The organism is Pseudomonas sp. GW822-FHT04H02 (genome assembly GCF_058800645.1).
Genome location: NZ_JBXAMM010000002.1, coordinates 182,377 through 204,504, shown reverse-complemented (window position 1 = coordinate 204,504; position 22,128 = coordinate 182,377). Strand labels below are relative to the sequence as shown.

General features: G+C 63.2%; 19 protein-coding genes. 9 read left to right on the top strand and 10 right to left on the bottom strand.

The window, feature by feature from the left end; all coding sequences use genetic code 11:
* Positions 1-36 precede the first annotated feature (36 nt).
* The 6 genes from AC1RMG_RS07585 to mreB form a co-directional block, all read right to left on the bottom strand.
* On the bottom strand, positions 37-3,840 hold the full coding sequence (locus AC1RMG_RS07585; protein ID WP_493168870.1) for a YhdP family protein: 3,804 nt from the start codon (positions 3,838-3,840) through the stop codon (positions 37-39).
* A gap of 75 nt (positions 3,841-3,915) precedes the next feature.
* Entirely contained in the window at positions 3,916-5,373 is a 1,458-nt protein-coding gene (gene rng / locus AC1RMG_RS07580; protein WP_011059254.1) for a ribonuclease G, read from the bottom strand.
* A 56-nt stretch (positions 5,374-5,429) separates the two neighbouring features.
* Positions 5,430-6,035 carry a Maf family protein gene (locus AC1RMG_RS07575; RefSeq protein WP_011059253.1) on the bottom strand — a complete coding sequence of 202 codons (606 nt, stop codon included), beginning with the start codon at positions 6,033-6,035 and terminating at the stop codon, positions 5,430-5,432.
* 43 nt (positions 6,036-6,078) lie between these two features.
* Positions 6,079-6,570: a rod shape-determining protein MreD gene (gene mreD, locus AC1RMG_RS07570; protein WP_011059252.1), complete on the bottom strand. Its 492-nt coding sequence runs from the start codon at positions 6,568-6,570 to the stop codon at positions 6,079-6,081.
* Positions 6,570-7,667, bottom strand: a complete 1,098-nt coding sequence (mreC, locus tag AC1RMG_RS07565; RefSeq protein WP_072451275.1) for a rod shape-determining protein MreC — start codon at positions 7,665-7,667, stop codon at positions 6,570-6,572. The genes mreD and mreC overlap by 1 nt, the downstream gene beginning before the upstream one ends.
* 142 nt (positions 7,668-7,809) lie before the next feature.
* On the bottom strand, positions 7,810-8,847 hold the full coding sequence (gene mreB, locus AC1RMG_RS07560) for a rod shape-determining protein MreB (RefSeq protein ID WP_002555108.1): 1,038 nt from the start codon (positions 8,845-8,847) through the stop codon (positions 7,810-7,812).
* Positions 8,848-9,058: 211 nt separating this feature from the next.
* Here mreB and gatC point away from each other — a divergent pair, with 211 nt between their 5' ends.
* The 6 genes from gatC to AC1RMG_RS07530 all read left to right on the top strand — a co-directional run bounded on the left by gatC (position 9,059) and on the right by AC1RMG_RS07530 (position 14,330).
* Positions 9,059-9,346: an Asp-tRNA(Asn)/Glu-tRNA(Gln) amidotransferase subunit GatC gene (gene gatC, locus AC1RMG_RS07555; RefSeq protein ID WP_011059250.1), complete on the top strand. Its 288-nt coding sequence runs from the start codon at positions 9,059-9,061 to the stop codon at positions 9,344-9,346.
* A gap of 16 nt (positions 9,347-9,362) precedes the next feature.
* Positions 9,363-10,814: an Asp-tRNA(Asn)/Glu-tRNA(Gln) amidotransferase subunit GatA gene (gatA, locus tag AC1RMG_RS07550; protein ID WP_053149031.1), complete on the top strand. Its 1,452-nt coding sequence runs from the start codon at positions 9,363-9,365 to the stop codon at positions 10,812-10,814.
* Positions 10,815-10,824: 10 nt separating this feature from the next.
* Entirely contained in the window at positions 10,825-12,270 is a 1,446-nt protein-coding gene (gatB, locus tag AC1RMG_RS07545; protein WP_011059248.1) for an Asp-tRNA(Asn)/Glu-tRNA(Gln) amidotransferase subunit GatB, read from the top strand.
* Between the two features lie 193 nt (positions 12,271-12,463).
* A complete protein-coding gene (locus tag AC1RMG_RS07540; protein WP_011059247.1) occupies positions 12,464-12,838 on the top strand; it encodes a septal ring lytic transglycosylase RlpA family protein in 375 nt (124 codons plus the stop codon).
* A 50-nt stretch (positions 12,839-12,888) separates the two neighbouring features.
* Complete coding sequence (locus AC1RMG_RS07535; RefSeq protein ID WP_026020272.1) at positions 12,889-13,953, top strand: calcium/sodium antiporter; 1,065 nt, start codon at positions 12,889-12,891, stop codon at positions 13,951-13,953.
* Positions 13,950-14,330 (top strand): carboxymuconolactone decarboxylase family protein, encoded by a 381-nt coding sequence (locus AC1RMG_RS07530; protein WP_047283926.1) that lies wholly within the window; start codon positions 13,950-13,952, stop codon positions 14,328-14,330. Before AC1RMG_RS07535 ends, AC1RMG_RS07530 begins: the two co-directional genes overlap by 4 nt.
* A gap of 54 nt (positions 14,331-14,384) precedes the next feature.
* Here the strand turns inward: AC1RMG_RS07530 and AC1RMG_RS07525 are convergent, their stop codons facing one another.
* Positions 14,385-15,326, bottom strand: coding sequence for an AEC family transporter (locus AC1RMG_RS07525; RefSeq protein ID WP_011059244.1), 942 nt, complete (start codon positions 15,324-15,326; stop codon positions 14,385-14,387).
* Between the two features lie 259 nt (positions 15,327-15,585).
* On the opposite strand from AC1RMG_RS07525, the gene AC1RMG_RS07520 reads away from it, so the two are divergent.
* Entirely contained in the window at positions 15,586-17,226 is a 1,641-nt protein-coding gene (locus AC1RMG_RS07520) for a hypothetical protein (RefSeq protein ID WP_015634152.1), read from the top strand.
* 13 nt (positions 17,227-17,239) lie between these two features.
* A complete protein-coding gene (locus tag AC1RMG_RS07515; protein WP_011059242.1) occupies positions 17,240-17,431 on the top strand; it encodes a hypothetical protein in 192 nt (63 codons plus the stop codon).
* 97 nt (positions 17,432-17,528) lie between these two features.
* Here AC1RMG_RS07515 and AC1RMG_RS07510 read toward each other — a convergent pair whose 3' ends face one another.
* From AC1RMG_RS07510 to AC1RMG_RS07500, 3 genes are all read right to left on the bottom strand, one after another.
* Positions 17,529-19,256 carry an ABC transporter ATP-binding protein/permease gene (locus AC1RMG_RS07510; RefSeq protein WP_011059241.1) on the bottom strand — a complete coding sequence of 576 codons (1,728 nt, stop codon included), beginning with the start codon at positions 19,254-19,256 and terminating at the stop codon, positions 17,529-17,531.
* A gap of 98 nt (positions 19,257-19,354) precedes the next feature.
* Positions 19,355-19,915 carry a response regulator transcription factor gene (locus tag AC1RMG_RS07505; protein WP_011059240.1) on the bottom strand — a complete coding sequence of 187 codons (561 nt, stop codon included), beginning with the start codon at positions 19,913-19,915 and terminating at the stop codon, positions 19,355-19,357.
* A complete protein-coding gene (locus tag AC1RMG_RS07500) occupies positions 19,908-21,170 on the bottom strand; it encodes an ATP-binding protein (protein ID WP_011059239.1) in 1,263 nt (420 codons plus the stop codon). The genes AC1RMG_RS07505 and AC1RMG_RS07500 overlap by 8 nt, the downstream gene beginning before the upstream one ends.
* Before the next feature lie 229 nt (positions 21,171-21,399).
* Between AC1RMG_RS07500 and AC1RMG_RS07495 the strand changes: the two genes are divergently transcribed.
* Positions 21,400-22,116, top strand: coding sequence for an SIMPL domain-containing protein (locus tag AC1RMG_RS07495; RefSeq protein WP_011059238.1), 717 nt, complete (start codon positions 21,400-21,402; stop codon positions 22,114-22,116).
* Positions 22,117-22,128 lie beyond the last annotated feature (12 nt).

The following is a 22,128-nucleotide window of genomic DNA, read 5'->3' as shown; positions in this document are numbered from 1 at the left end:
CCGCCATGCTACTCCATAGGCGCGAATCGAGGATTCTCAAAACGGTTTGTCGAAGGTGATTTTCGGCTCTTTCCATGGGCCTTTGACGTTGTATTTGACGCTGGCGAAGCGCGCCACGCGGTCACCGATCAGCTTGTCGATCAGGAACAACGCCCCGCCCACCGCCGGCGCACCGACAATCAGCGCGGCAATCGGCAGGTTGTTGGTCACCGGCAAGGTCACCAGCAGCTTGGCGTCCACCTGGTCGGCCACCATGTCCAGGGTGCCATTGAGCTCCAGGTTGCTCGACGGCCCGGTCAGGGTGATCGGTTCGCGAGTGACGTAAACGCCATTGCTCGCCGCCAGCACGCCCCGGACCCGGTCATAGCTCAGGCCCTTGCCGAACAGGTCGGAGAAGTCCAGGCGCAGGCGACGACCGATGGAGTTGAAGTTGAGCAGGCCGAACACCCGCAAGGCCTGGGCCCCGCCGTCGACTTCGACGAACTGGCCCTTGCGCAGGGTAGCGTCCAGGCTGCCGGAGAAGCGCTTCAAGCCCACCCATGCCGGCGAGCCCGGCCAGCGGCCATCGACGTCCAGGTGAAATTCTTCACTGGTCACGGTCGGGGCGAAGCCCCAGCCCTTGAGCACGTCCGCCAGGTTCTTGCCGCCAATGCGGCCCCGGTACCAACTGTTGCTGGCACCGGCCAGGCCTTCCCAGCCGCCCTCGCCCTGCAACTGCATGCCCTTGAGGCCCAGGTCCAGGCCATTGAAGACCATGCCCCTGGACGTCGGCCGCACCTTGAGCGCCCAGCGGCCGATCAGGTCCTGGCCCTGGAACAGCTGGGCAATGGAAATATCCAGGGGCGGAACGCTCTTGGGATCCACCGAGGCCAGGGGGTCGGGCGCATTTTCATCGGCCTGCGCTGCCGGATCGGCAGCCGGCAGGCGCACGTACGCCATGTCGATGGCCATCGGCGCCGCCTTGGCATCGGGAATCCCGACCTTGCCTTTGGCCTGCTGGCTGTCGATCTGCAACTCCCAGGCAGCGGGCTTGCGCGCCAGCAACAGGTTGACCTGGTCCAGGGTGGTGCCGAAGGCACTGAGCTTGCCAACCTTGAAGTCCGCACTGCTGAGCAACTGTTTGGCGCTGCCTCCCGGGTCCTGCCCGGCGTAGCGATCCACCAGGGCTTTCCAGGGTTCCACATCCAGCTCGGAGAGAATCCCTCGTATCCGCAGCCCTTTACCCGGCGGCAGCAAGGCCGCGCCATCGCCGAGGAACAGCTCGCCCCGACCCTCGGCGAGCTTGCCGCTGGGCGCCGCAAAGGTGAAGTCGGCCAGTTCGCCGTAGTTGAACCAGTAGCGCCGCTCGGCCCCTTGCAGAGTCATGCGAAATACACTGTTGCGCCCGGTGCTGGCCGCCATGCCGAACGGCGCCGGCAGGTCCACCGCTACGCCCTTGAGACTGGAACTGACCATCAACTGGCTGTCGGCTCCGTCCAGGTTCAGTTGCAACTGGTAGGGCACCTCGCCGGACACCGGCAACGGCTGACCGATTTGCAACCAGTCGGTAAGTTTCTTGACCGCAACCTGGCCCTTGGCAACCACTCGAGTGTTGGGTTTGCCCGGCTTGCCATCGGCGAAGATCTGCGCCGTGACCGGCCGCTCGAACGCCTGGGCACTGATGCCCTCGCCACTCAGGCCCTTGGCACTATCGAAGCGGAAATCACCCTTGAGCTGGGTCAGTTCCAGCTCAGGCTCACTGAGCTTGAGGCGCGCCTTGTCGGTCTTGAACGCCACCACGATCTTCGGCTCCTGGCCCTTGACCAGGGGAATATCCAGATCCAGCTTGCCTTGCAGATCGCCCTCGCCATGCCAGCCGGCAAAGGTCGAGCCGGTGCCGATCGGCGCTTCCTGGAGAATTTTCACGCCATCGCCCAGGCCACCGGCAAAGGCGCCATCGATGTACATGTGGCTGTCCTGCCCGCTGGCAGCATGGGGAATGTTGACGAAGACATCCCGCACCTTGGTGTCCAGCAACTGGCCTTTGCTGGCGACGATGCGCACGCCGCTGTCTTCGATGAACACATCGCCGCTGACCTTGGTCAGGTGCGGCCAGCCCGGCTGGAACGCCAGCTCGGTGTCATGCACCTTGAAGAACAGGCTGATGCTGCGGGCGGCCTCGACGGCGTCATGGTTGAGCGAACCCTGGTACTGGAAGAAGCCCTGGTCCACCGCGCCCTTGAGGATCGCCGTGCGCAGCCATTCATCCACACCGGCGTTGAGCACCTGGGGCAGGTACTTGGCGGTGTAGCGCCCATCGCCGTCCACCAGGCCGACTCGCAGGTCCATGTAGTCTTCCTGGCTGTGGTCGAAATGCAGGCGGATCAGGAAGTCGCCGGCGATCTTGCCCTCTTCGCCCAGCACCTTCAGGTAGGGGGCAATCAGGGTGAAGCCTTCCTTGTCGAGCTTCCAGGTCAGGGTGGCGTTGGCCTGGATGTACTGCCAGGGCTTGGCGAAGATCGGGTACAGGTGCAGGGAGAAATCCTTGCTGTCCATGCGCAGCTCGCCCTTGCCCAGGTCGCCGCTGATGCTGCCGCTGACATTTCGTGCTGCCGGAGCACCGTGATAGGCATCGAAGCCAACCCGGTCGAGGTTCGCGGCGAAGCTCAGGCGCTGGTCGCCACTGTTCTGGGGACGATAGTCGAGCAGCACGTTGCGCAGGCCGCCAGTGACTTTCAGTCGGTCGATGGCCGTGGCCAGGCCTTCCGGCAAGGGGGCCAGGGCATCGAGGATCGGGGTGATCGGCTTCAGGTCCAGGCGGTCGGCCTGCACATGCCAGAGTTCTTCCTGCTGCTCGGTCGCGTTGCGCTGCTGCACCTGCACACGGGATTCCCAGCGGGTCTCGCCGAGGTTCAGCGCCAGGGAGTCAAGCTGCACCTGCAGGCCCTGCTCATCACGCTGGAAGTAGGCATTCAACGCCAGGTTGCTCAGGGACACCGGCGTGCGCTCGGCATAGGCCCCGGTGAATTGCGGGGCATTCAAGCGCAGCGTGGCGTTTTGCACCCCACCCTTGGCCCACTTCAGCCACAGCTCGCCACCCGCTTTGAGCTCGGAGAGTTTCCACTCCCGGGTCAGCCGGGCCGGCACCCAACGCGACCAGTCGCTTTGCGGCAGGCTCAGGTACAAGTCGGCCTGGGCATCGCGCCAGGCCTCGGCCCGCATCCTGGTCCGCAGGTTCATTGCCAGGGGCTGGCCGTCCGGCAGCGTCAGGCGCAGGTCCAGGCGCTGGCGGCTGGTACCGCTGCGCAGATTGAGCCCGACGTAGGTCAGGGCCACGGGCTGGTGGTCCAGAGGCTGCAAGGTGACCTGGCTGTCCAGCAGCGACAGCTCGGCAACCTGTTGCAGGCGGCCCAGCAACTGCTGGGGGTCCATCGGCTGGTCCTGTTGCACCGGCAGGCCTTCAAGCTGCCACTGGCCGTCCGCGCCCTCTTTCAGGCTCAGGCTCAGGCCGCTGAGCTCCAGGCGACCGATCCGCAGGTCACGGGCCAGCAGGCTGCCGAGCATATCCGGCGCCACGCTCACCTGATCCAGGCGCAGCGCATTGGCGCCCTCGCCCACCTGCACGTCGTGGGCCAGCAGGATCGGCGACAAGCCGCTCCAGCGCCCCTCCAGGCTACCGATATGCACCGGCAAGCCCACGGCCTGCTGCACCTTGGCCTCGACCTCGGGCTGGTACTCGGCCACCAGCGGGGTCAGTTCCCGGCCCAGACTGACATACAAGGCAGTCGCCACCAGCGCCAGCGCACAGAAGCCAAGCCCCCAGCGAATCAGCGTGGTGAACAGGCGCATCAGCCGCTCCATTTCAGTTGGCTCCCAGGGTAAAAGTCATGCAAAAAGCTGAAGCCAGCCATTTCCACGGATGTAGAACACGCGGAATCAGAGCAGCACCACGTCGTATTGTTCCTGGGAATACATGGTTTCGACCTGGAACCTGATGGTCCGGCCGATAAAACCCTCCAGCTCCGCCACGTTGCCCGACTCTTCGTCCAGCAGCCGGTCGACCACCTTCTGATTGGCCAGCACCCGATATCCTTCTGCCTGATAAGCCCGGGCCTCGCGGAGGATTTCTCGGAATATTTCGTAACAGACGGTTTCCGGGGTTTTCAACTTGCCCCGCCCCTGGCAACTGCTGCAAGGCTCGCACAGCACCTGCTCCAGGCTCTCGCGGGTACGCTTGCGAGTCATCTGCACCAGGCCCAGCTCGGTGATGCCGATGATGTTGGTCTTGGCGTGGTCACGCTCCAGCTGCTTTTCCAGGGTGCGCAATACCTGGCGCTGGTGCTCTTCATCTTCCATGTCGATGAAATCGATGATGATGATCCCGCCCAGGTTGCGCAGGCGCAGTTGCCGGGCAATAGCGGTGGCCGCCTCGAGGTTGGTCTTGAAGATGGTTTCCTCAAGGTTGCGATGACCGACGAAGGCCCCGGTGTTGACGTCGATGGTGGTCATGGCTTCCGCCGGGTCTACCACCAGGTAGCCTCCGGACTTGAGCGGCACCTTGCGCTCCAGGGCTTTCTGGATTTCGTCCTCGACGCCGTACAGATCGAAGATCGGCCGCTCGCCGGGGTAGTGCTCCAGGCGGTCGGCGATTTCCGGCATCAGTTCGGCCACGAACACCGTGGTCTTCTGGAAGGTTTCCCGGGAGTCGATGCGGATCTTCTCGATCTTCGGGCTCACCAGGTCGCGCAGGGTGCGCAGAGCCAGGCCCAGGTCCTCGTAGATCACATTGGGCGCGCCGATGGTCTTGATCTGCGCGCCGATCTGGTCCCAGAGCCGGCGCAGGTAACGGATGTCCATCATGATCTCATCGGCCCCGGCGCCTTCGGCGGCGGTGCGCAGGATAAAACCACCGGCCTCCTTGATGCCTTCCTGGGCCACGCAATCACTGACGACCTGCTTCAGGCGCTCACGCTCGGCTTCGTCCTCGATCTTCAGCGAGATACCGACATGGGCGGTACGCGGCATGTACACCAGATAGCGGGAAGGGATCGACAACTGAGTGGTCAGGCGCGCGCCCTTGGAACCGATGGGGTCCTTGGTGACTTGCACCACCAGGCTCTGCCCTTCGTGCACCAGAGCGCTGATGCTCTCTACCGCAGTGCCTTCGCGGGTGGAAATTTCCGAGGCGTGGATAAACGCCGCCCGGTCCAGGCCGATGTCGACGAAGGCCGCCTGCATGCCCGGCAAGACCCGCACCACCTTGCCCTTGTAGATGTTGCCGACGATCCCCCGGCGCTGGGTGCGCTCGACGTGAACCTCTTGCAGCACTCCGTTTTCGACCACCGCCACGCGTGATTCCATCGGCGTGATGTTGATCAGAATCTCTTCACTCATGGCAGTGTCTCGTTCAGGCGTGTTCATAGAGGGCCGCAGCAATCGGGTACGGCGCTTTAGCGCACTGGAAGGTTTTGCCAACAGGGTATGCCGAAATGCCCGAGCAGTTCTGCGGTTTCGCACACCGGCAAGCCGACCACCGCGGAATAACTGCCATTGAGGCCGGCGACAAACACCGCTGCCAGTCCCTGGATAGCATAGCCACCGGCTTTGTCGCAGGGCTCGCCGCTGGCCCAGTAGAGCGCGGCCTCTGCAGGCGAGATCGGGCGAAAACGTACCAGGCTGCGCACCACTCGCGACTCGCAGCGTTCACCGTCAAGCAGGGCAATGGCGGTGAACACTTCATGCTCACGCCCCGAAAGCGCCATGAGCATCTGCAACGCATCAGCCTGATCCAGCGGTTTGCCGAGAATCCGCCCATCGAGCACCACCGCGGTGTCGGCCCCCAGCACACAGGCCGGGGCCTGGGATTCACTGCTGGTGATCAGCCCGCGCCCCGCCGCAGCCTTGCCTCGGGCCAGGCGCTCGACGTAGGCAGCAGGTGACTCATCGGCTAGCGGGGTTTCATCGATGTCCGCACTGATGGCGGTGAACGGCACGCCGATCTGCGTCAGCAACTCACGCCGACGAGGCGAACCGGAAGCGAGGTAAAGCGGATTCATCAAGACATCTCCCTGTCGAGGTGCGGGCCAATGCCTGACCGAATTAATTGATTTTGAAACGTCGACGCAAGCCGCGCAGGCCGAAGCTGACCCAGGGCCACAACAAGGCACTGACCAGGGCCGGCAGCACCAGGGCCAGGGTCGGCTGGCGGTTGCCGGTCAGGGCGCTGAGCCAGAGTTGCACCAACTGCGCCAGGCCGAAGATCACCAGGATCACCAGGCTCTGCTGCCACATCGGGAACATCCGCAGGCGCTGTTGCAGAGACAGTACAAGGAAGGTGATCAGCGTCAGGATCAGGGCATTCTGCCCCAGCAGGGTGCCGTAGAGCACATCCTCTGCCAGCCCCAGGCACCAGGCAGTGACCATGCCGACCTTGTGCGGCAGGGCCAAGGCCCAGAACGCCAGCAACAGCGCCAGCCACAGCGGACGCAGGATCTCCATGAACTGCGGCAGGGGCGAGACGCTCAGCAGCAGCCCGATAAGGAAGGTCAACCAGACGATCCAGCCATTTCGCGAATAGGTGCTACCCGCCATTATTCTCTTCCTCCGGTGGTGGCCGGTGCTGCTGCCGGTGGTTTGGCAGCGGCCGGTTTCACCACAGGTTTATGGACCGGCTTGGCCGGAGCGTGAGCCGCGGGTTTGGCCGGGGTCGCCGGCGCAGCAGGAGTCGCAGTGGCGGGAGCAGCCCCGGCGTTTGCCGCCGCGGCCGGCTTGGGCACGGTGGCCGGGACCACTGGCGCGGCGCTGGCGCCCTGCTGGTCCTGGGCTTCCTGGGCCTGAGCGGCGTCGTTGGCACGCTCTTCGGCGGTACGCGGATCGCTGAATACCAGCAGCAGGTAGCGGCTGCGATTCAGCGCAGCGGTGGGTACCGCCCGCACAATGGCGAACGGCTGGCCGGAGTCGTGGATCACTTCCTTGACCGTGGCCACCGGGTAGCCGGCGGGGAAACGCTGGCCCAGACCGGAGCTGACCAACAGATCGCCTTCCTTTATATCCGCGGTGTCGGCCACATGGCGCAACTCCAGGCGCTCCGGATTGCCGGTGCCGCTGGCGATGGCGCGCAGGCCGTTGCGGTTGACCTGCACCGGAATGCTGTGGGTAGTGTCAGTGAGCAGCAGTACGCGGGAGGTGTAGGGCATCAACTCCACCACCTGGCCCATCAGGCCACGGGCATCGAGCACCGGCTGGCCGAGGAACACGCCATCGCGCTCACCCTTGTTGATGATGATGCGGTGGGTAAAGGGGTTCGGGTCCATGCCGATCAACTCGGCCACTTCAACCTTCTCGTTGACCAGTGCCGAGGAATTGAGCAACTCGCGCAGGCGCACGTTCTGCTCGGTCAGGGCCGCGAGCTTTTGCATGCGCCCCTGCAGCAGCAGGTTTTCGGTCTTGAGTTTTTCGTTTTCAGCGACCAGTTCGGTACGGCTGCCGAACTGACTGGCCACGCCTTGCCATAGCCGCTGCGGCAGGTCGGTGATCCAGTAGGACTGCATCAACACCAGCGACATTTGGCTACGCACTGGCTTGAGCAGTGTGAAGCGGGCATCGACCACCATCAGTGCGACCGAGAGAACGACCAGCACCAGGAGGCGCACGCCTAATGAGGGGCCTTTGGCGAAAAGCGGTTTAATAGGCCGCTCCTCCCAGGCAAATGTTGTGTTTATTCATACGGCATCAAACCGGCCTGGATGCAGATTGACAGAAGATAAACGCCACAGGCAGCACTGCAAAGTGCTGCCTGTGAGCGCAACAGCATAGATGCAACCGGCGAAGTTATTCGCTGGAGAGCAGGTCCATGGTGTGTTTGTCCATCATTTCCAATGCACGGCCACCGCCGCGAGCGACACAGGTCAGCGGGTCTTCGGCAACGATCACCGGCAGGCCGGTTTCCTGGGCCAGCAGCTTGTCCAGATCACGCAGCAGCGCGCCACCACCGGTCAGCACCAGGCCGCGCTCGGCGATGTCCGAAGCCAGTTCCGGAGGCGATTGCTCCAGGGCGCTTTTCACCGCCTGAACGATGGTTGCCAGAGACTCTTGCAGAGCCTCCAGCACTTCATTGGAGTTCAAGGTGAAGGCACGTGGCACGCCTTCGGCCAGGTTACGGCCGCGGACGTCGACTTCACGCACTTCGCCGCCCGGGTAGGCGGTGCCGATTTCCTGCTTGATGCGCTCGGCGGTGGACTCACCGATCAGGCTGCCGTAGTTGCGACGCACGTAGGTGATGATCGCTTCGTCGAAACGGTCGCCGCCAACCCGTACGGATTCGGCGTAGACCACACCGTTCAGGGAGATCAGGGCGATTTCAGTGGTACCACCACCGATGTCCACGACCATCGAACCGCGGGCCTCTTCAACCGGCAGGCCGGCACCGATCGCAGCGGCCATCGGCTCTTCGATCAGGAACACTTCACGGGCACCGGCGCCAAGGGCCGACTCACGGATGGCGCGACGCTCAACCTGTGTGGACTTGCATGGAACGCAGATCAGCACACGTGGGCTGGGCTGCAGAAAGCTGTTTTCGTGAACCTTGTTGATGAAGTACTGCAGCATCTTTTCGCAAACGCTGAAGTCGGCGATCACGCCGTCTTTCATCGGACGAATGGCTGCGATGTTGCCCGGGGTACGACCGAGCATGCGCTTGGCCTCAGTACCAACCGCGACAACACTTTTCTGATTACCGTGGGTCCGAATGGCCACAACCGATGGTTCATTCAGGACAATACCGCGCTCGCGCACGTAAATAAGGGTGTTGGCAGTGCCCAGGTCAATGGAAAGATCGCTGGAAAACATGCCACGCAGTTTCTTGAACATGGGAAAGGGACCCTAGGCAACGCGTGGGTAAAAAAGTGCGGCAAACTCTAACAACGACAGGGATTTTGGGCAAGGCGCCAATATGTTAAATTGGCCGCTTTTCTGTGCACCAACCCCCACAATCGCGGCCATAAGACCGTAGAAATGCGGTAGTGTTCCGACAATCTAACACGCGGACGAAATCCGTTTTTGTTTTCCACTGGAGAATCCCATGGCGCTTGAACGCTCCGACGTGGAAAAAATCGCTCATTTGGCCAGCATCAAGCTCAATGAAGGCGATCTTCCACACATCACCTCCGCCCTGAACAGCATTCTCGGGCTGGTGGATGAAATGCAGGCAGTCGATACCGACGGTATCGAGCCCCTGGCCCACCCCCTGGAAGCCAGCCAGCGCCTGCGCGCAGACGTTGTGACCGAGTCCAATCATCGCGAGGCCTATCAGTCCATCGCACCAGCGGTCGAAAGCGGCCTGTACCTGGTTCCGAAAGTCATCGACTAAAGGGAAAGAGCCTGCAATGCATCACATGACTCTGGCCGAGATCGCCCGCGGCCTCGCCGACAAGAAATTCTCTTCTGTAGAACTGACCCAGACCCTGCTGGCGCGCATCGCCCAGCTGGATCCGCAGATCAACAGCTTCATCAGCCTCACCCAGGACCTGGCACTGTCCCAGGCCAAGGCCGCCGACGAGCGTCGCGCCAATGGTGAGAGCGGTGCCCTGCTGGGCGCGCCGATCGCCCACAAGGATCTGTTCTGCACCCAGGGCATCCGCACCAGCTGCGGCTCGAAGATGCTCGACAACTTCAAGGCGCCCTACGACGCCACCGTGGTCGCCAAGCTGGCCGCTGCCGGGGCCGTGACCCTGGGCAAGACCAACATGGACGAATTCGCCATGGGCTCGGCCAACGAGTCGAGCTGGTACGGCGCGGTGAAAAACCCGTGGAACCTGGAACACGTGCCCGGCGGTTCGTCCGGCGGTTCCGCCGCCGCGGTCGCTGCGCGCCTGCTGCCAGCCGCCACGGCTACCGACACCGGCGGCTCGATCCGCCAGCCCGCCGCCTTCACCAACCTCACCGGCCTGAAGCCGACCTATGGTCGCGTTTCCCGTTGGGGCATGATCGCCTACGCTTCCAGCCTCGATCAGGGTGGCCCGCTGGCGCGCACCGCCGAAGACTGCGCGATCCTGCTGCAAGGCATGGCCGGCTTCGACCCGAACGACTCCACCAGCATCGATGAACCGGTGCCGGACTACAGCGCCGGCCTCAACGGCTCGCTGCAGGGCCTGCGCATCGGCGTGCCGAAGGAATACTTCAGCGCCGGCCTGGACCCGCGCATCGCCGAGCTGATCCACAACAGCATCAAGGAGCTGGAAAAGCTCGGTGCGGTGATCAAGGAAATCAGCCTGCCGAACATGCAGCACGCCATCCCCGCGTACTACGTGATCGCCCCGGCGGAAGCCTCTTCCAACCTGTCGCGGTTCGACGGCGTGCGCTTCGGCTACCGTTGCGAGAACCCGGAAAACCTGGAAGACCTGTACAAGCGCTCCCGCGGCGAAGGCTTCGGCAGCGAAGTGCAGCGCCGGATCATGGTCGGTGCCTACGCACTGTCCGCCGGCTACTACGATGCCTACTACCTCAAGGCGCAGAAAATCCGTCGCCTGGTGAAGAACGACTTCATGAGCGCGTTCAACGAAGTCGACATCATCCTCGGCCCGACCACGCCCAACCCGGCCTGGAAGCTCGGCGCCAAGAGCAGCGACCCGGTCGCTGCATACCTGGAAGACGTCTACACCATCACCGCCAACCTCGCGGGCCTGCCGGGCCTGTCGATGCCGGCCGGCTTCGTCGACGGCTTGCCGGTCGGCGTGCAACTGCTCGCTCCGTATTTCCAGGAAGGCCGCTTGCTCAACGTTGCGCACCAGTATCAGTTGAACACTGACTGGCACACCCGCACCCCAACCGGCTTCTGAGGAGACACACATGCAATGGGAAGTCGTGATCGGGCTGGAGATTCATACCCAGCTCACCACTCAATCGAAGATTTTCTCCGGTAGCTCCACCGCCTTCGGTGCCGAGCCCAACACCCAGGCCAGCCTGATCGACCTGGGCATGCCCGGCGTGCTGCCAGTGCTGAACCAGGAAGCGGTGCGCATGGCGGTGATGTTCGGCCTCGCGGTTGACGCCGAGATCGGCCAGCACAACGTGTTCGCCCGCAAGAACTACTTCTACCCGGACCTGCCCAAGGGCTACCAGATCAGCCAGATGGAACTGCCTATTGTCGGCAAGGGCCACCTGGACATCCCCCTGGAAGACGGCACCATGAAACGCGTCGGCATCACCCGCGCGCACCTGGAAGAAGACGCCGGCAAGAGCCTGCACGAAGAATTCAACGGTGCCACCGGCATCGACCTGAACCGTGCCGGCACGCCGCTGCTGGAAATCGTTTCCGAGCCTGACATGCGCAGCGCCAAGGAAGCCGTGGCCTACGTCAAGTCGATCCACGCCCTGGTGCGCTACCTGGGGATCTGCGACGGCAACATGGCCGAGGGCTCCCTGCGTTGCGACTGCAACGTCTCGATCCGTCCCAAGGGCCAGGTCGAGTTCGGCACCCGCTGCGAGATCAAGAACGTCAACTCGTTCCGCTTCATCGAGAAGGCCATCAACTCCGAGATCCGGCGCCAGATCGAGCTGATCGAGGACGGTGGCAAGGTGATCCAGCAGACCCGCCTGTACGACCCGAACAAGGACGAAACCCGTCCGATGCGCAGCAAGGAAGAAGCCAACGACTACCGTTACTTCCCCGATCCGGACCTGCTGCCCGTGGTCATCGAGGATTCCTTCCTCGACCAGGTACGTGCCACCCTGCCGGAACTGCCACCGCAGAAACGCGAGCGCTTCCAGGAGCAGTTCGGCCTGTCGGTCTACGACGCCAGCGTCCTGGCCACCAGCCGTGAGCAGGCGGACTACTTCGAGAAGGTCGCCAGCATCGCCGGTGACGCCAAGCTCGCCGCCAACTGGGTCATGGTCGAGCTGGGCAGCCTGCTGAACAAGCAGGGCCTGGAAATCGACGAAGCCCCGGTCTCGGCCGAACAACTGGGCGGCATGCTGTTGCGGATCAAGGACAACACCATCTCCGGCAAGATCGCCAAGACCGTGTTCGAAGCCATGGCCAATGGCGAGGGCAATGCCGACGAGATCATCGACAAGCGTGGCCTCAAGCAAGTCACCGACAGCGGCGCGATCTCTGCGGTGCTCGATGAGATGCTCGCAGCCAACGCCGAACAGGTCGAACAGTACCGTGCCGCCGATGAGGCCAAGCGCGGCAAGATGTTCGGCTTCTTCGTCGGCCAGGCGATGAAAGCATCCAAAGGCAAGGCCAACCCGCAACAGGTCAACGAGCTGCTGAAGAGCAAGCTCGAGGGCTGATCAGGGTTTAACCGCAAGCGGCCCCGGCCCCGGCCGCTTGCGCGTGACGAGGGAGCGTGCTCCCGCTCGGTCCGACAGCGACTGCAAACCGGCCGGCGCCGCTCCAGCAAGGAACATCGCCGTCGGCTTGCGGTCTGCCAGACAGACCAGCGGGAGTACTCTCCCTCGCCACATCAACCATCGGAGCTCCCGAATGAAGCGTCTGGTTGCCACTAGCGCCCTGCTCGCTCTGCTCACTGGCTGCGCCACCAGCCACGTCATCGACCCCCGGGGTTATGACGCAACCGGCACCGCCTCCTATTACGGCGCTCGGCACCACGGCAATCGCACTGCCAGTGGCGAGCCCTTCGACCAGAACGGCCTGACCGCCGCCCACCGCGAACTGCCATTCGGCACCCGGGTACAGGTCACCAACCTGGGCAACGACAAGAGCGTCGTGGTACGTATCAACGACCGAGGCCCGCACACCCGAGGCCGCCTGATCGACCTGTCCCGCGCCGCCGCCCAACAACTGGACATGCTGCGCAGCGGAACTGCCAAAGTCCGCGTCCAAGCCCTCAGCGACTGACCCCGGGAGCCCACGCCATTACCGCTTTTGCCGAACTGCCCCTGCTCAGCCTGATCCAGCTCATCAGCGGCCTGGTGATGCTGATCGCCGGCGCCGAACTGCTGGTGCGCGCGGCCATCCGCCTGGCTGCACGCCTGCACATGCGCCCACTGATCATCGGCCTGAGCATCGTCGCCTTCAGCAGCAGCGCGCCACAAATGGCCATCAGCCTGCAGGCGACCCTGGCCGACAACACCGACATTGCCGTGGGCAGCGTGATCGGCAGCAGCATTTTCAACATCCTGGTGACCCTCGGCCTGTCCGCGCTGATCATCCCGCTGCGGGTCTCGCGGCAACTGGTGCGCCTGGACATCCCGCTGATGATCGGCGCCAGCCTGCTGGTGTTCGTGCTGGCCTACAACGAACAACTCAGCCCCAGCGACGGCCTGATCCTGCTGGCAGCCCTGGTGCTGTACCTGGGCCTGCTGTTGCGCCAGTCCCGCCATTCGCACCGCCCCCACTCACCCGCACCAGCCGGCCAGCGCAGTTGGGCACCGCGCATCAGCAGCCTGCTGATGGTCCTGCTCGGCCTCGGCCTGCTGGTCTTCGCCGGGCACTTGCTGCTGGGCGCCGCCGTCTCCGTGGCCGACGACCTGGGGCTTTCCGAGCGGGTCATGGGCCTGACCGTGATCGCCGTCAGCACCTCCCTGCCCCAACTCGCCACTTCGCTGCTGGCGGCCCTGCGCGGCCAGCGCGAGATTGCCGTGGGCAACATCATCGGCAGCAACCTGTTCAACCTGCTGGGAGTGCTGGGCTTCACCGCCCTGGTGGCACCGACACCTCTTTCGGTCTCGCCCAATGCCCTGGACTTCGACCTGCCGGTCATGCTCGGCGTGGCCGTGCTGTGCCTGCCGGTGTTCTATTCCGGATACCGCGTGACCCGGGCCGAAGGCCTGCTGTTTCTGGGCTTGTACCTGGCTTACGGGCTGCATGTGGTGTCCTTCACCACCGGCATGCCTCTGGCCGGCAAGCTGGAACACCTGATGCTGTTTTTCGTCCTGCCAGCGCTGGTGGCGTTCCTGCTGTTCAGTTCGCTGCGAGCCTGGCGCCGCCAACACAAGAAGGAAGCACCATGAGCGAGAACAAGAAAAGCGGGTTGCAGATGCGTCGCCAGGTCATGGGCGATGCGTTCGTCGATCGCGCCCTGGGCAACGCCACCGAATTCACCCAGCCCTTGCAGGACTTCGTCAACGAGCATGCCTGGGGCGGTGTATGGAACCGTGAGGGCCTGCCGCTCAAGACCCGCAGCCTGATCACCCTGGCGGCCCTGACCGCACTCAAGTGCCCACAGGAACTCAAGGGCCACGTGCGCGGCGCACTGAACAACGGCTGCAGTGTCGAAGAGATTCGTGAAGCGCTGCTGCATTGCGCGGTGTATGCCGGAGTGCCGGCGGCCATCGATGCGTTTCGCGCGGCCCAGGAAGTGATAGACACCTATCAGCAACCGCAGTGAACCTGCTGCCGGCTCCTACGCAATAGCCGTGCAGGAGCCGGCTCGCGGCAAAGCCTAGATCCACCCACCCCACTGCAACAGGAAAATCCCGATATTGGTGGTCACCGCCGCCATCACCGTGGTGATGACGATGATCGCCGCCGCCAGTTCGTGGTTGCCATTGGCCGCCCGGGCCATGACAAAACTGGCCGCCGCGGTGGGGCTGCCAAAGTACAGGAACAGGATCCCCAACTCCGCCCCGCGAAACCCGCACAGCCAGGCCCCCAGGGTCGCCAGGGCCGGCAGGCTGACCATCTTCAGCAAACTGGAACTCATCGCCAGCTCGCCGCTGTTGCGCAAGGCTGCCAGGGACAAGGTGCCGCCAATGCAGATCAGCGCCAGGGGCAGGGTCATCTGCGCCAGGTAGCGCCCCGAAGTTTCCAGCCAGTTGGGAATGCCGATCTGCCAGTAGGCGAACGGTGCGGCCACCAGCACACTGACAATCAGCGGGTTGCTGACAACGCTCTTGAAGATGCTCCAGGGATCGGACTTGATCACCGGGCTGTAGACCGCCAGGACGATGGTCGAGAGGGTGTTGTAGAACAGGATCACCAGGGCTGCGAGCACTGCGCCCAGGGAAATGCCGTAATCGCCGTACATGCTGGCAGCCAGGGCCAGGCCGATGATCGCGTTATTGCCGCGAAACGCGCCCTGGGTATAGATCCCGCGGTCGGCCTTGGGGCAACGCCAGATCGCCCAGCCCCAGGCCAGCCCAAAGCACGCCAGGGTGGCCAAGGAGAAATAGATCAGCACCCCGGGTTTCAACGATGAATGCAGGTCGGCATGGACAATGCCGAGAAACAGCAGCGCCGGCATGGTGACGTTAAACACCAGGGCCGAGGCCGTATGAATGAAGTTGTCGTCGATCCATTCCACCCGCTTGAGCAACAGGCCGAGCAGCAACATGGCAAAGACCGGCGCCGTGATCGTCAGGGTTTCGAGAAAAATAGCCAGCATGGGCGGGTGGACCTTGAGCCTGTCGTTAGGGCGCTAATGATAATTCAATCCGCACGCTGGCGTCTGGAGCCTCGCTTCCATGGGATCTGCCTGCCCCACGCAGTACCCAGCCTGCGGCTCCATTGCGGGGCGAAAGAAAAAATGCTGCAGCGGTGCATTCGCGTCTTGACGGGAAAACGTTTTCCTCTATGCTCGATTTAACTGTATATGCATACAGTTAAATAAGGAAATATCCCCATGACATATCAAGGAGCTAGAAATGTCAGGACTCTCTGCACAGAAGCAGCAACAGCCACAACACGCGGGCAAGATCGTCGCCGACCTGGACCGCCTGTTCAGTGAACAAGGCATCGCCATTTCCGGCGATGGCGACACCCTGGTACTGGTCGCCGATGGCCACCACACCATCAAGTACCACCGCCCGGAAGACCTGCCTCGTTCTGCACAAAAAACCACCAAGGGCCAGCCACAGCTGCGTTTCGAGGGCGGCGAACACACAGCCATCGGCGACAGCACCCTGCTGCGCTTCGTCAAGGATGCACCGGCCATCCCGGCGTGGCAGGTCGAACTGCACCTGCCTAACGGCCTGGCGCTGACCTACGGCCAGGTGGTGGCCCTGGGAGGCGACTTCTATGGCATTCCCGAGCAGCCGATCTGCGAAGGCGCAACCCCCAGTGATCGAGTACAGCGCTTTATCGCGGCGTTCAACTCCCTTGCGGTACTGCCGGCGGCGAAAGACGAAGCCCGGCAGATCCTTGCGGTGATGCAAAAGGAAATCGTCGCCGCCAACCAGGCGATCCGCGACGGCAAGCAGCCCCATGAAGCCTATGACGCCCTGGGCGACACCCTGTCCGAGGAGTGGAACAAGATAACCGGCGGCGGCAGCGTGGTATCCGCCCTGTTCCCCCTGGGGCGCTACCTGAAGCTGGCGGCCAACAACGCCGATCACTTCGGCGAGTGGGCCCTGGCTGCCTACACCGCAGGGCATACCGCAGCGCTGCAGCAAGCGGTACTGGCGGGCAAGAGCGCGGACGACAAGCAACTGGAACTGGCTTACGCAATGAACGCCTTCGCCGACCATTTCCTCACCGATCTGTTTTCCTCCGGCCACGTACGGGTGCCGCGCAAACAGGTGGCGGCGGTCGTCACCCCCAGCGACCTGGGTTCGCTGATTACCCGCTTCATGCATGACGAGGACAGCAAGTTCGGCCTGAATGTCAGCAACGCCCAGGGCGATCGCTGGCACGCCTATGGCGACAAGCGCTACTTCGACAGCGTCGACCATCGCAATCGCCAGCAAGTGAAGATGGCTGTGCAGAGTTCGGCAGACGAAATCTTCGCCAGCTACCTCAGCGGCAACCTCCCCGCACCCGCCAGCTACGCAGCCCTGAAAACCCTGCCGGACCTGAATGCCGCGAAAACCGGCAACTTCTCGCCACTGTTCGTGATGAGTGGCGACAAGGTCCTGCGCCGCAGCGACGTCAACAACCTCAATGACAGCAAGACCATCGACAACTGGTGGGGCTGGAGCACCTACCTGCTGCTGCAGAACTACAGCCCGAACAAGCCGACCGGCTACCTGGAAACCCCCAGCGCGGTTCCGGTGATCCTCGCCGATGGCTGGCAGAGCCACAGCCCCAGCGAACCCAACTGGCTGCCAGGCCACGCGGTGCGCTACGCCCTCAGCGAAACCAACGGGTTGAACGAGTCCTACATCGGCCCCTGGTCGGCCTATGTGGAACTGAGCGACAGCTTCCAGCCAACCCTGAGCATTCCGGCCGGTACCAGCAACAGCAGCGCCACCGGGCGCAATGTGTTCCGCCAGTTCCGTGGTGGTTCACCGGAGCTGGTCGGCTCCATCGACAAGAACGCCAGCCACTTCATCGACAGCAACGCCTGATAAGGAGATCACCATGGCTATCAACCTGAAACTGCAACTGGCCTCCGGCCAGTCTCTCAAGGATGCACCACTGGAGCTGCTGCTCAACGGCGCCCCGATCGCCCGAGCCAGCGTGGATGAACATGGCAACGTGGCCTTCAACGCGAAGCCGGGCAGCGGCCAGTTGGCCGTACGTGTGGACCGTTCGATCCTGCATCAGGCCTGATCGCTGCCTGTAGGAACGGCTCGCTCGCGAAACGGCCCAGCGCCCTTGCACCGGCGGTGCAAGGGCGCTGGGCTTGAGGCTAGCGCTCGGCCCTCCGTCAGGCCGTGAGAGTCTGCTCTTGCAGATGCCCCTGCTCGATACGAACGAGCCGTGGATGGAAGCGTTTGAGGCTGCTGCGATGGCCGACGCTGACAATGCTCAGGCCCGGCAACTGATCGATCAGCGCCTGATACAAGGTGGCTTCGTCCTCTTCGTCCATGGCCGAAGTGGCCTCATCCATGTACAGCCACTGCGGTGCATAGAGCAGGGCCCGGGCAAAGGCCAGGCGCTGCTGCTCGCCCGGCGACAACATGCGCTGCCAGTGATTGCTCTCGTCCAGGCGCGCCACCAGATGGGGCAAGCGGCAGGTTTCCAGGACCTGTGCATAACGCTCCTGGGGGTAGCTGTCGCCAGACTGTGGATAACTCAAGGCTTCGCGCAGGCTGCCAATGGGCAGATAGGGCTTTTGCGGCAGGAACAGGTAACGCTGGTTCGGCAGCAGGATGCTCCCGTGCCCGGCCGGCCACAACCGACCCATGGCCCGCAGCAAGGTACTCTTGCCGCTGCCGGAACGGCCGCTGAGCATGAGCCGCTCACCTGGGTTCACGGTCATTTCGGCGCCGGCCAGCAGATGCCGGCCATCGGCCAGGTCCAGGCCCAGGTCACGTACGCACAATTGTTCGCCCTGATGCTGCACGTCGATAGCCGGGGTCCGTTCTTCGTTATCACTCATGGCCTGGCGGAAACTCAGCAGACGATCACAGGTGGCGCGCCAGGCCGCCAGGTCCGAATACGCACTGATGAACCAGCTGAAGTTCTCCTGAACGTTCCCGAATGCCGAGTTGATCTGCATCAGCTCACCCAGCTCGATCTTGCCGGAAAAGTACCGCGGGGCAGCCACGATAAAGGGGAAAATGATCGCAATCTGGCCATACCCGGCGGTGAAGAAGGTCAGGCGCTTGGAGACCTTCATGATGTCCCAGAAGTTGTGCCAGACCTTGCCGAAACGGCTGCTCAGACGCTGGTTCTCGTTCTTCTCGCCGTCATACAGGGCAATGCTCTCGGCATTCTCCCGTACCCGCACCATGGAAAAACGCAGGTCGGCTTCGAAGCGCTGTTGCTGGTTGTTGAGGCCGATCAGGCGGCGCCCGATCAAGTGGGTCAGCCAGCTGCCGACAGCGGCATAGACCAGCGCGCACCAGAACATGTAGCCGGGAATGGTGTAGCCGAACACCTCGATACTGCCGGACACCCCCCACAGGATGATCGAGAAGGACACCAGGCTGACAATGTTGCGGATCAGCCCCAGGCCCAGGGACAGCGTATTGCTGGTAAAGCTGTTGAGGTCTTCGGAAATCCGCTGGTCCGGGTTGTCGGTGTAGCCGCCCTGCTCCAACTGGTAGTAGTTCTTGTGGCCCAGCCAGCGGGCAAAGTGCTTCTCGGTGAGCCAGGCCCGCCAGCGGATGGTCAGCATCTGGGTCAGGTACAGGCGGTACACCGCCCCCAGGATCGCCACCGCGGCAATCCCGCAGAAATACAGGATCAAGTGCCAGAACGCCGCTTCGTCCTTTTTCTGCAAGGCGTTGTAGAAGTCCTTGTACCAGCTGTTGATCCATACCGAGATGGCCACGCTGAACAGCGACAGGCCGATCACCGCAACCAGCAACAGCCAGGCCTTGCCCTTTTCCTCACTGCGCCAGTACGGCGTGATCATGGCCCAGACCCGGCGAAAGAATTGCCCGCGCACGGCATCGTTGACCGCGGAGTATTCAGCGTTCTGATTCATCGTTGAGGCTCGATAGGAAGAAGGGCAAGCGTTGAGCCGATCATAGTAGATCGGCTCGCTTTTTCACGACGCCCAGCGGACATTCGTTCAGTCGCGGTTCAGCGACGCACGGGACGCTTCTGCAATTTGCGCTGCAAGGTACGGCGGTGCATGCCCAGGGCCCGGGCAGTGGCGGAGATGTTGCCTTCGTGTTCGGTCAACACGCGCTGAATGTGTTCCCACTGCAAGCGGTCCACCGACATCGGGTTTTCCGGCACCAGGGTGTCGAGATCGGCGTGTTCGGAGAGCAGCGCGGCCAGTACATCGTCGGCATCCGCCGGCTTGCACAGGTAGTTGCAGGCGCCACGCTTGATCGCTTCCACCGCGGTGGCGATGCTCGAATAGCCGGTGAGAATCAGTACCCGCATCTCCGGGTCCAGCTCCAGCAGCTTGGGCAACAGCACCAGCCCGGAGTCGCCATCCATCTTCAAGTCCAGCGCGGCGTAGTCCGGCAGGTCCTGCTGGGCAATGACCAGGCCCTCCTCGGCGGAACCGGCGGTGCTCACGCGAAAACCGCGGCGGCTCATGGCGCGGGCCATCACGCGGGTAAAGGTGGCGTCATCATCCACCAGCAACAGGTGCGGCAGTTCCTCGCCTTCGACTTGGATCTCTTCACTCATGGTCGTCTCCTCGGGCGGCACGGGGCAGGCGCAGCTCGGTGAGCGTTCCGCCTTCCTCATGACTGTAGAGTTTCACTGAGCCTCCAGCGCGGGTCACGCTGGCCTTGCTCAAAAACAGGCCCAGGCCGAAGCCTTTGCCCTTGGTGGTAAAAAACGGTTTGCCGATCTGTTCGGCGATGGCCAAGGGTACTCCGGCACCGTGGTCACGAATACTGATGGTGAGGTTTTCCGCGTCCCAGTCCAGGCGTACTTCCAGACCTTCGGGGCAGGCATCGGCGGCATTGTTCAGCAGGTTGAGCAGGGCCTGGGTCAGGTCCGGCGGCGGCGCCAGGCGCGGCACCGGCCCCTCGCCCAACAGATGGAAACGGTAGCTGGCTTCCGGGCGCATCAGGTGCCAACGGTTCAAGGCTTCGTCCAGCCACTGGGTGACTTCCTGCATGTCCACCGCCAGGCGGCGATTGGCCTCGGCCGCGCGCACCAGTTGCTGCAGGGTTTCCTTGCACAGCTTGACCTGGTCCTGGAGCACGCCGAGGTCATCCTGCAGCAGCGGGTCGGGATGGTCCTGGCGCATTTCCTTGAGCAGCACGCTCATGGTCGCCAGGGGCGTGCCCAATTCGTGGGCGGCGCCGGCGGCCTGGGTCGCCACTGCCAGCAATTGCTGGTCGCGCAGCCCCTCTTCGCGCCGGATCGCCCGCAGTTCTTCCTGGCGGCGCAGCTCTTCTGCCATGCGTGCAGCGAAGAAGGTGATCACCGCCGCAGCCAGGGCAAAGCTCAGCCACATGCCGTAGACCTGGAGGTTCTCCCGGGCGATGGGGAAGGTCTGCAACGGGTAGAAACGCGCCAGCAACAGGGTATAGAGCGTCAGGGCGATACCCGACAGGACCACCGAGTAGCGCCACGGCAAGGTCACCGCGGCGATGGTCAGGGGCACCAGGTAATAGGAGACGAAGGGGTTGGTGGAACCACCGGAGAAGTACAGCAGGACACTGTGGATAAACAGGTCACAGGCCAGTTGCAGGGCGTATTCCAGCTCCGTCACCGGCCACGAGGTGCGCAGGCGGATCGCGGTGAAAGCGCACAACACCATGGAAAACATCAGGGTCACGCCCAGTTGCAACCAGGGCAGCGGCAGCAGGTCCAGCCAGTAGGCGAGCCCCACCGAACCGGCCTGAGCGGCCAGCACCAGGGTACGGATAAAGGTCAGGCGCCAGAGGTTCTGACGGGTTGCGGACAGCAATTTTACGGGGGCGAGCATGAGCTCTCCTGATGAGCGCTCCAGGGCAATCGCCGGGAGTATAACCAAGCAGCCCCCGGCACAGGCAAAACTGCGGCAAAGCGCCACACTGGCTTGAGCGGCCGCGGACGATCCATGGCGATCATGTGTATCAAAGTTGTAATTGGCCGCAACGAGGAATAAAAACCACAGTCTGAAGGTTTCACCCAGGCTCTGACCTTATCCTGCGGACCGCACTCAAGGAGTTTTCATGCAGCATTTCAGTCGCAGCGTCGCCCTTCTCGCACTCAGCGCCGGCACCCTCACCAGCCTGCCCGCCCTGGCCGCCGATGAACTGCACTACAACCAGATTTCCCTGCGCGCCGAAGTCAGCCAGGAAGTGGCTCGGGATCTGATGATCGTGACCCTCTACAGCGAATCGCAGAACACCGACCCGGCCAAGCTCGCCGCAGAAATCACCACCACCATGAACAAGGCCCTGGACCAGGCGCGCCAGGTCAAGGACGTGACCCTGCGCCAGGGCAGCCGCAACAGCTACCCGATCTACGACGGCAAGGGCCAGAAGATCACAGGCTGGCGTGAGCGCGCCGAACTGCGCCTGGAAAGCTCCGACTTCGCCGCGCTGTCCAAGCTCACCGGTGAACTGCTGGGCGACCTGAAGATGGGTGGCATGGACTTCGCCATCGCCGACCCGACCCGCAAGGCCAGCGAAGACGCGTTGCTCAAGGATGCGGTCAAGGCCTTCAAGGCCCGTGCCCAACTGGCCACCGAGGCCCTGGGCGGCAAGGGCTACAAGATCGTCAACCTGAACCTCAACAGCAATGGCTATCCACAGCCTTACATGCGCGCGCCGATGATGATGAAGGCCGCCAGCATGGATTCGGCCCCAGTGACACCAGAAGTCGAGGCCGGCACCAGCCAGGTCAGCATGACCGCCGACGGCGCCATCGAAGTGCTGATGCCCTGACCTTATCCCTGC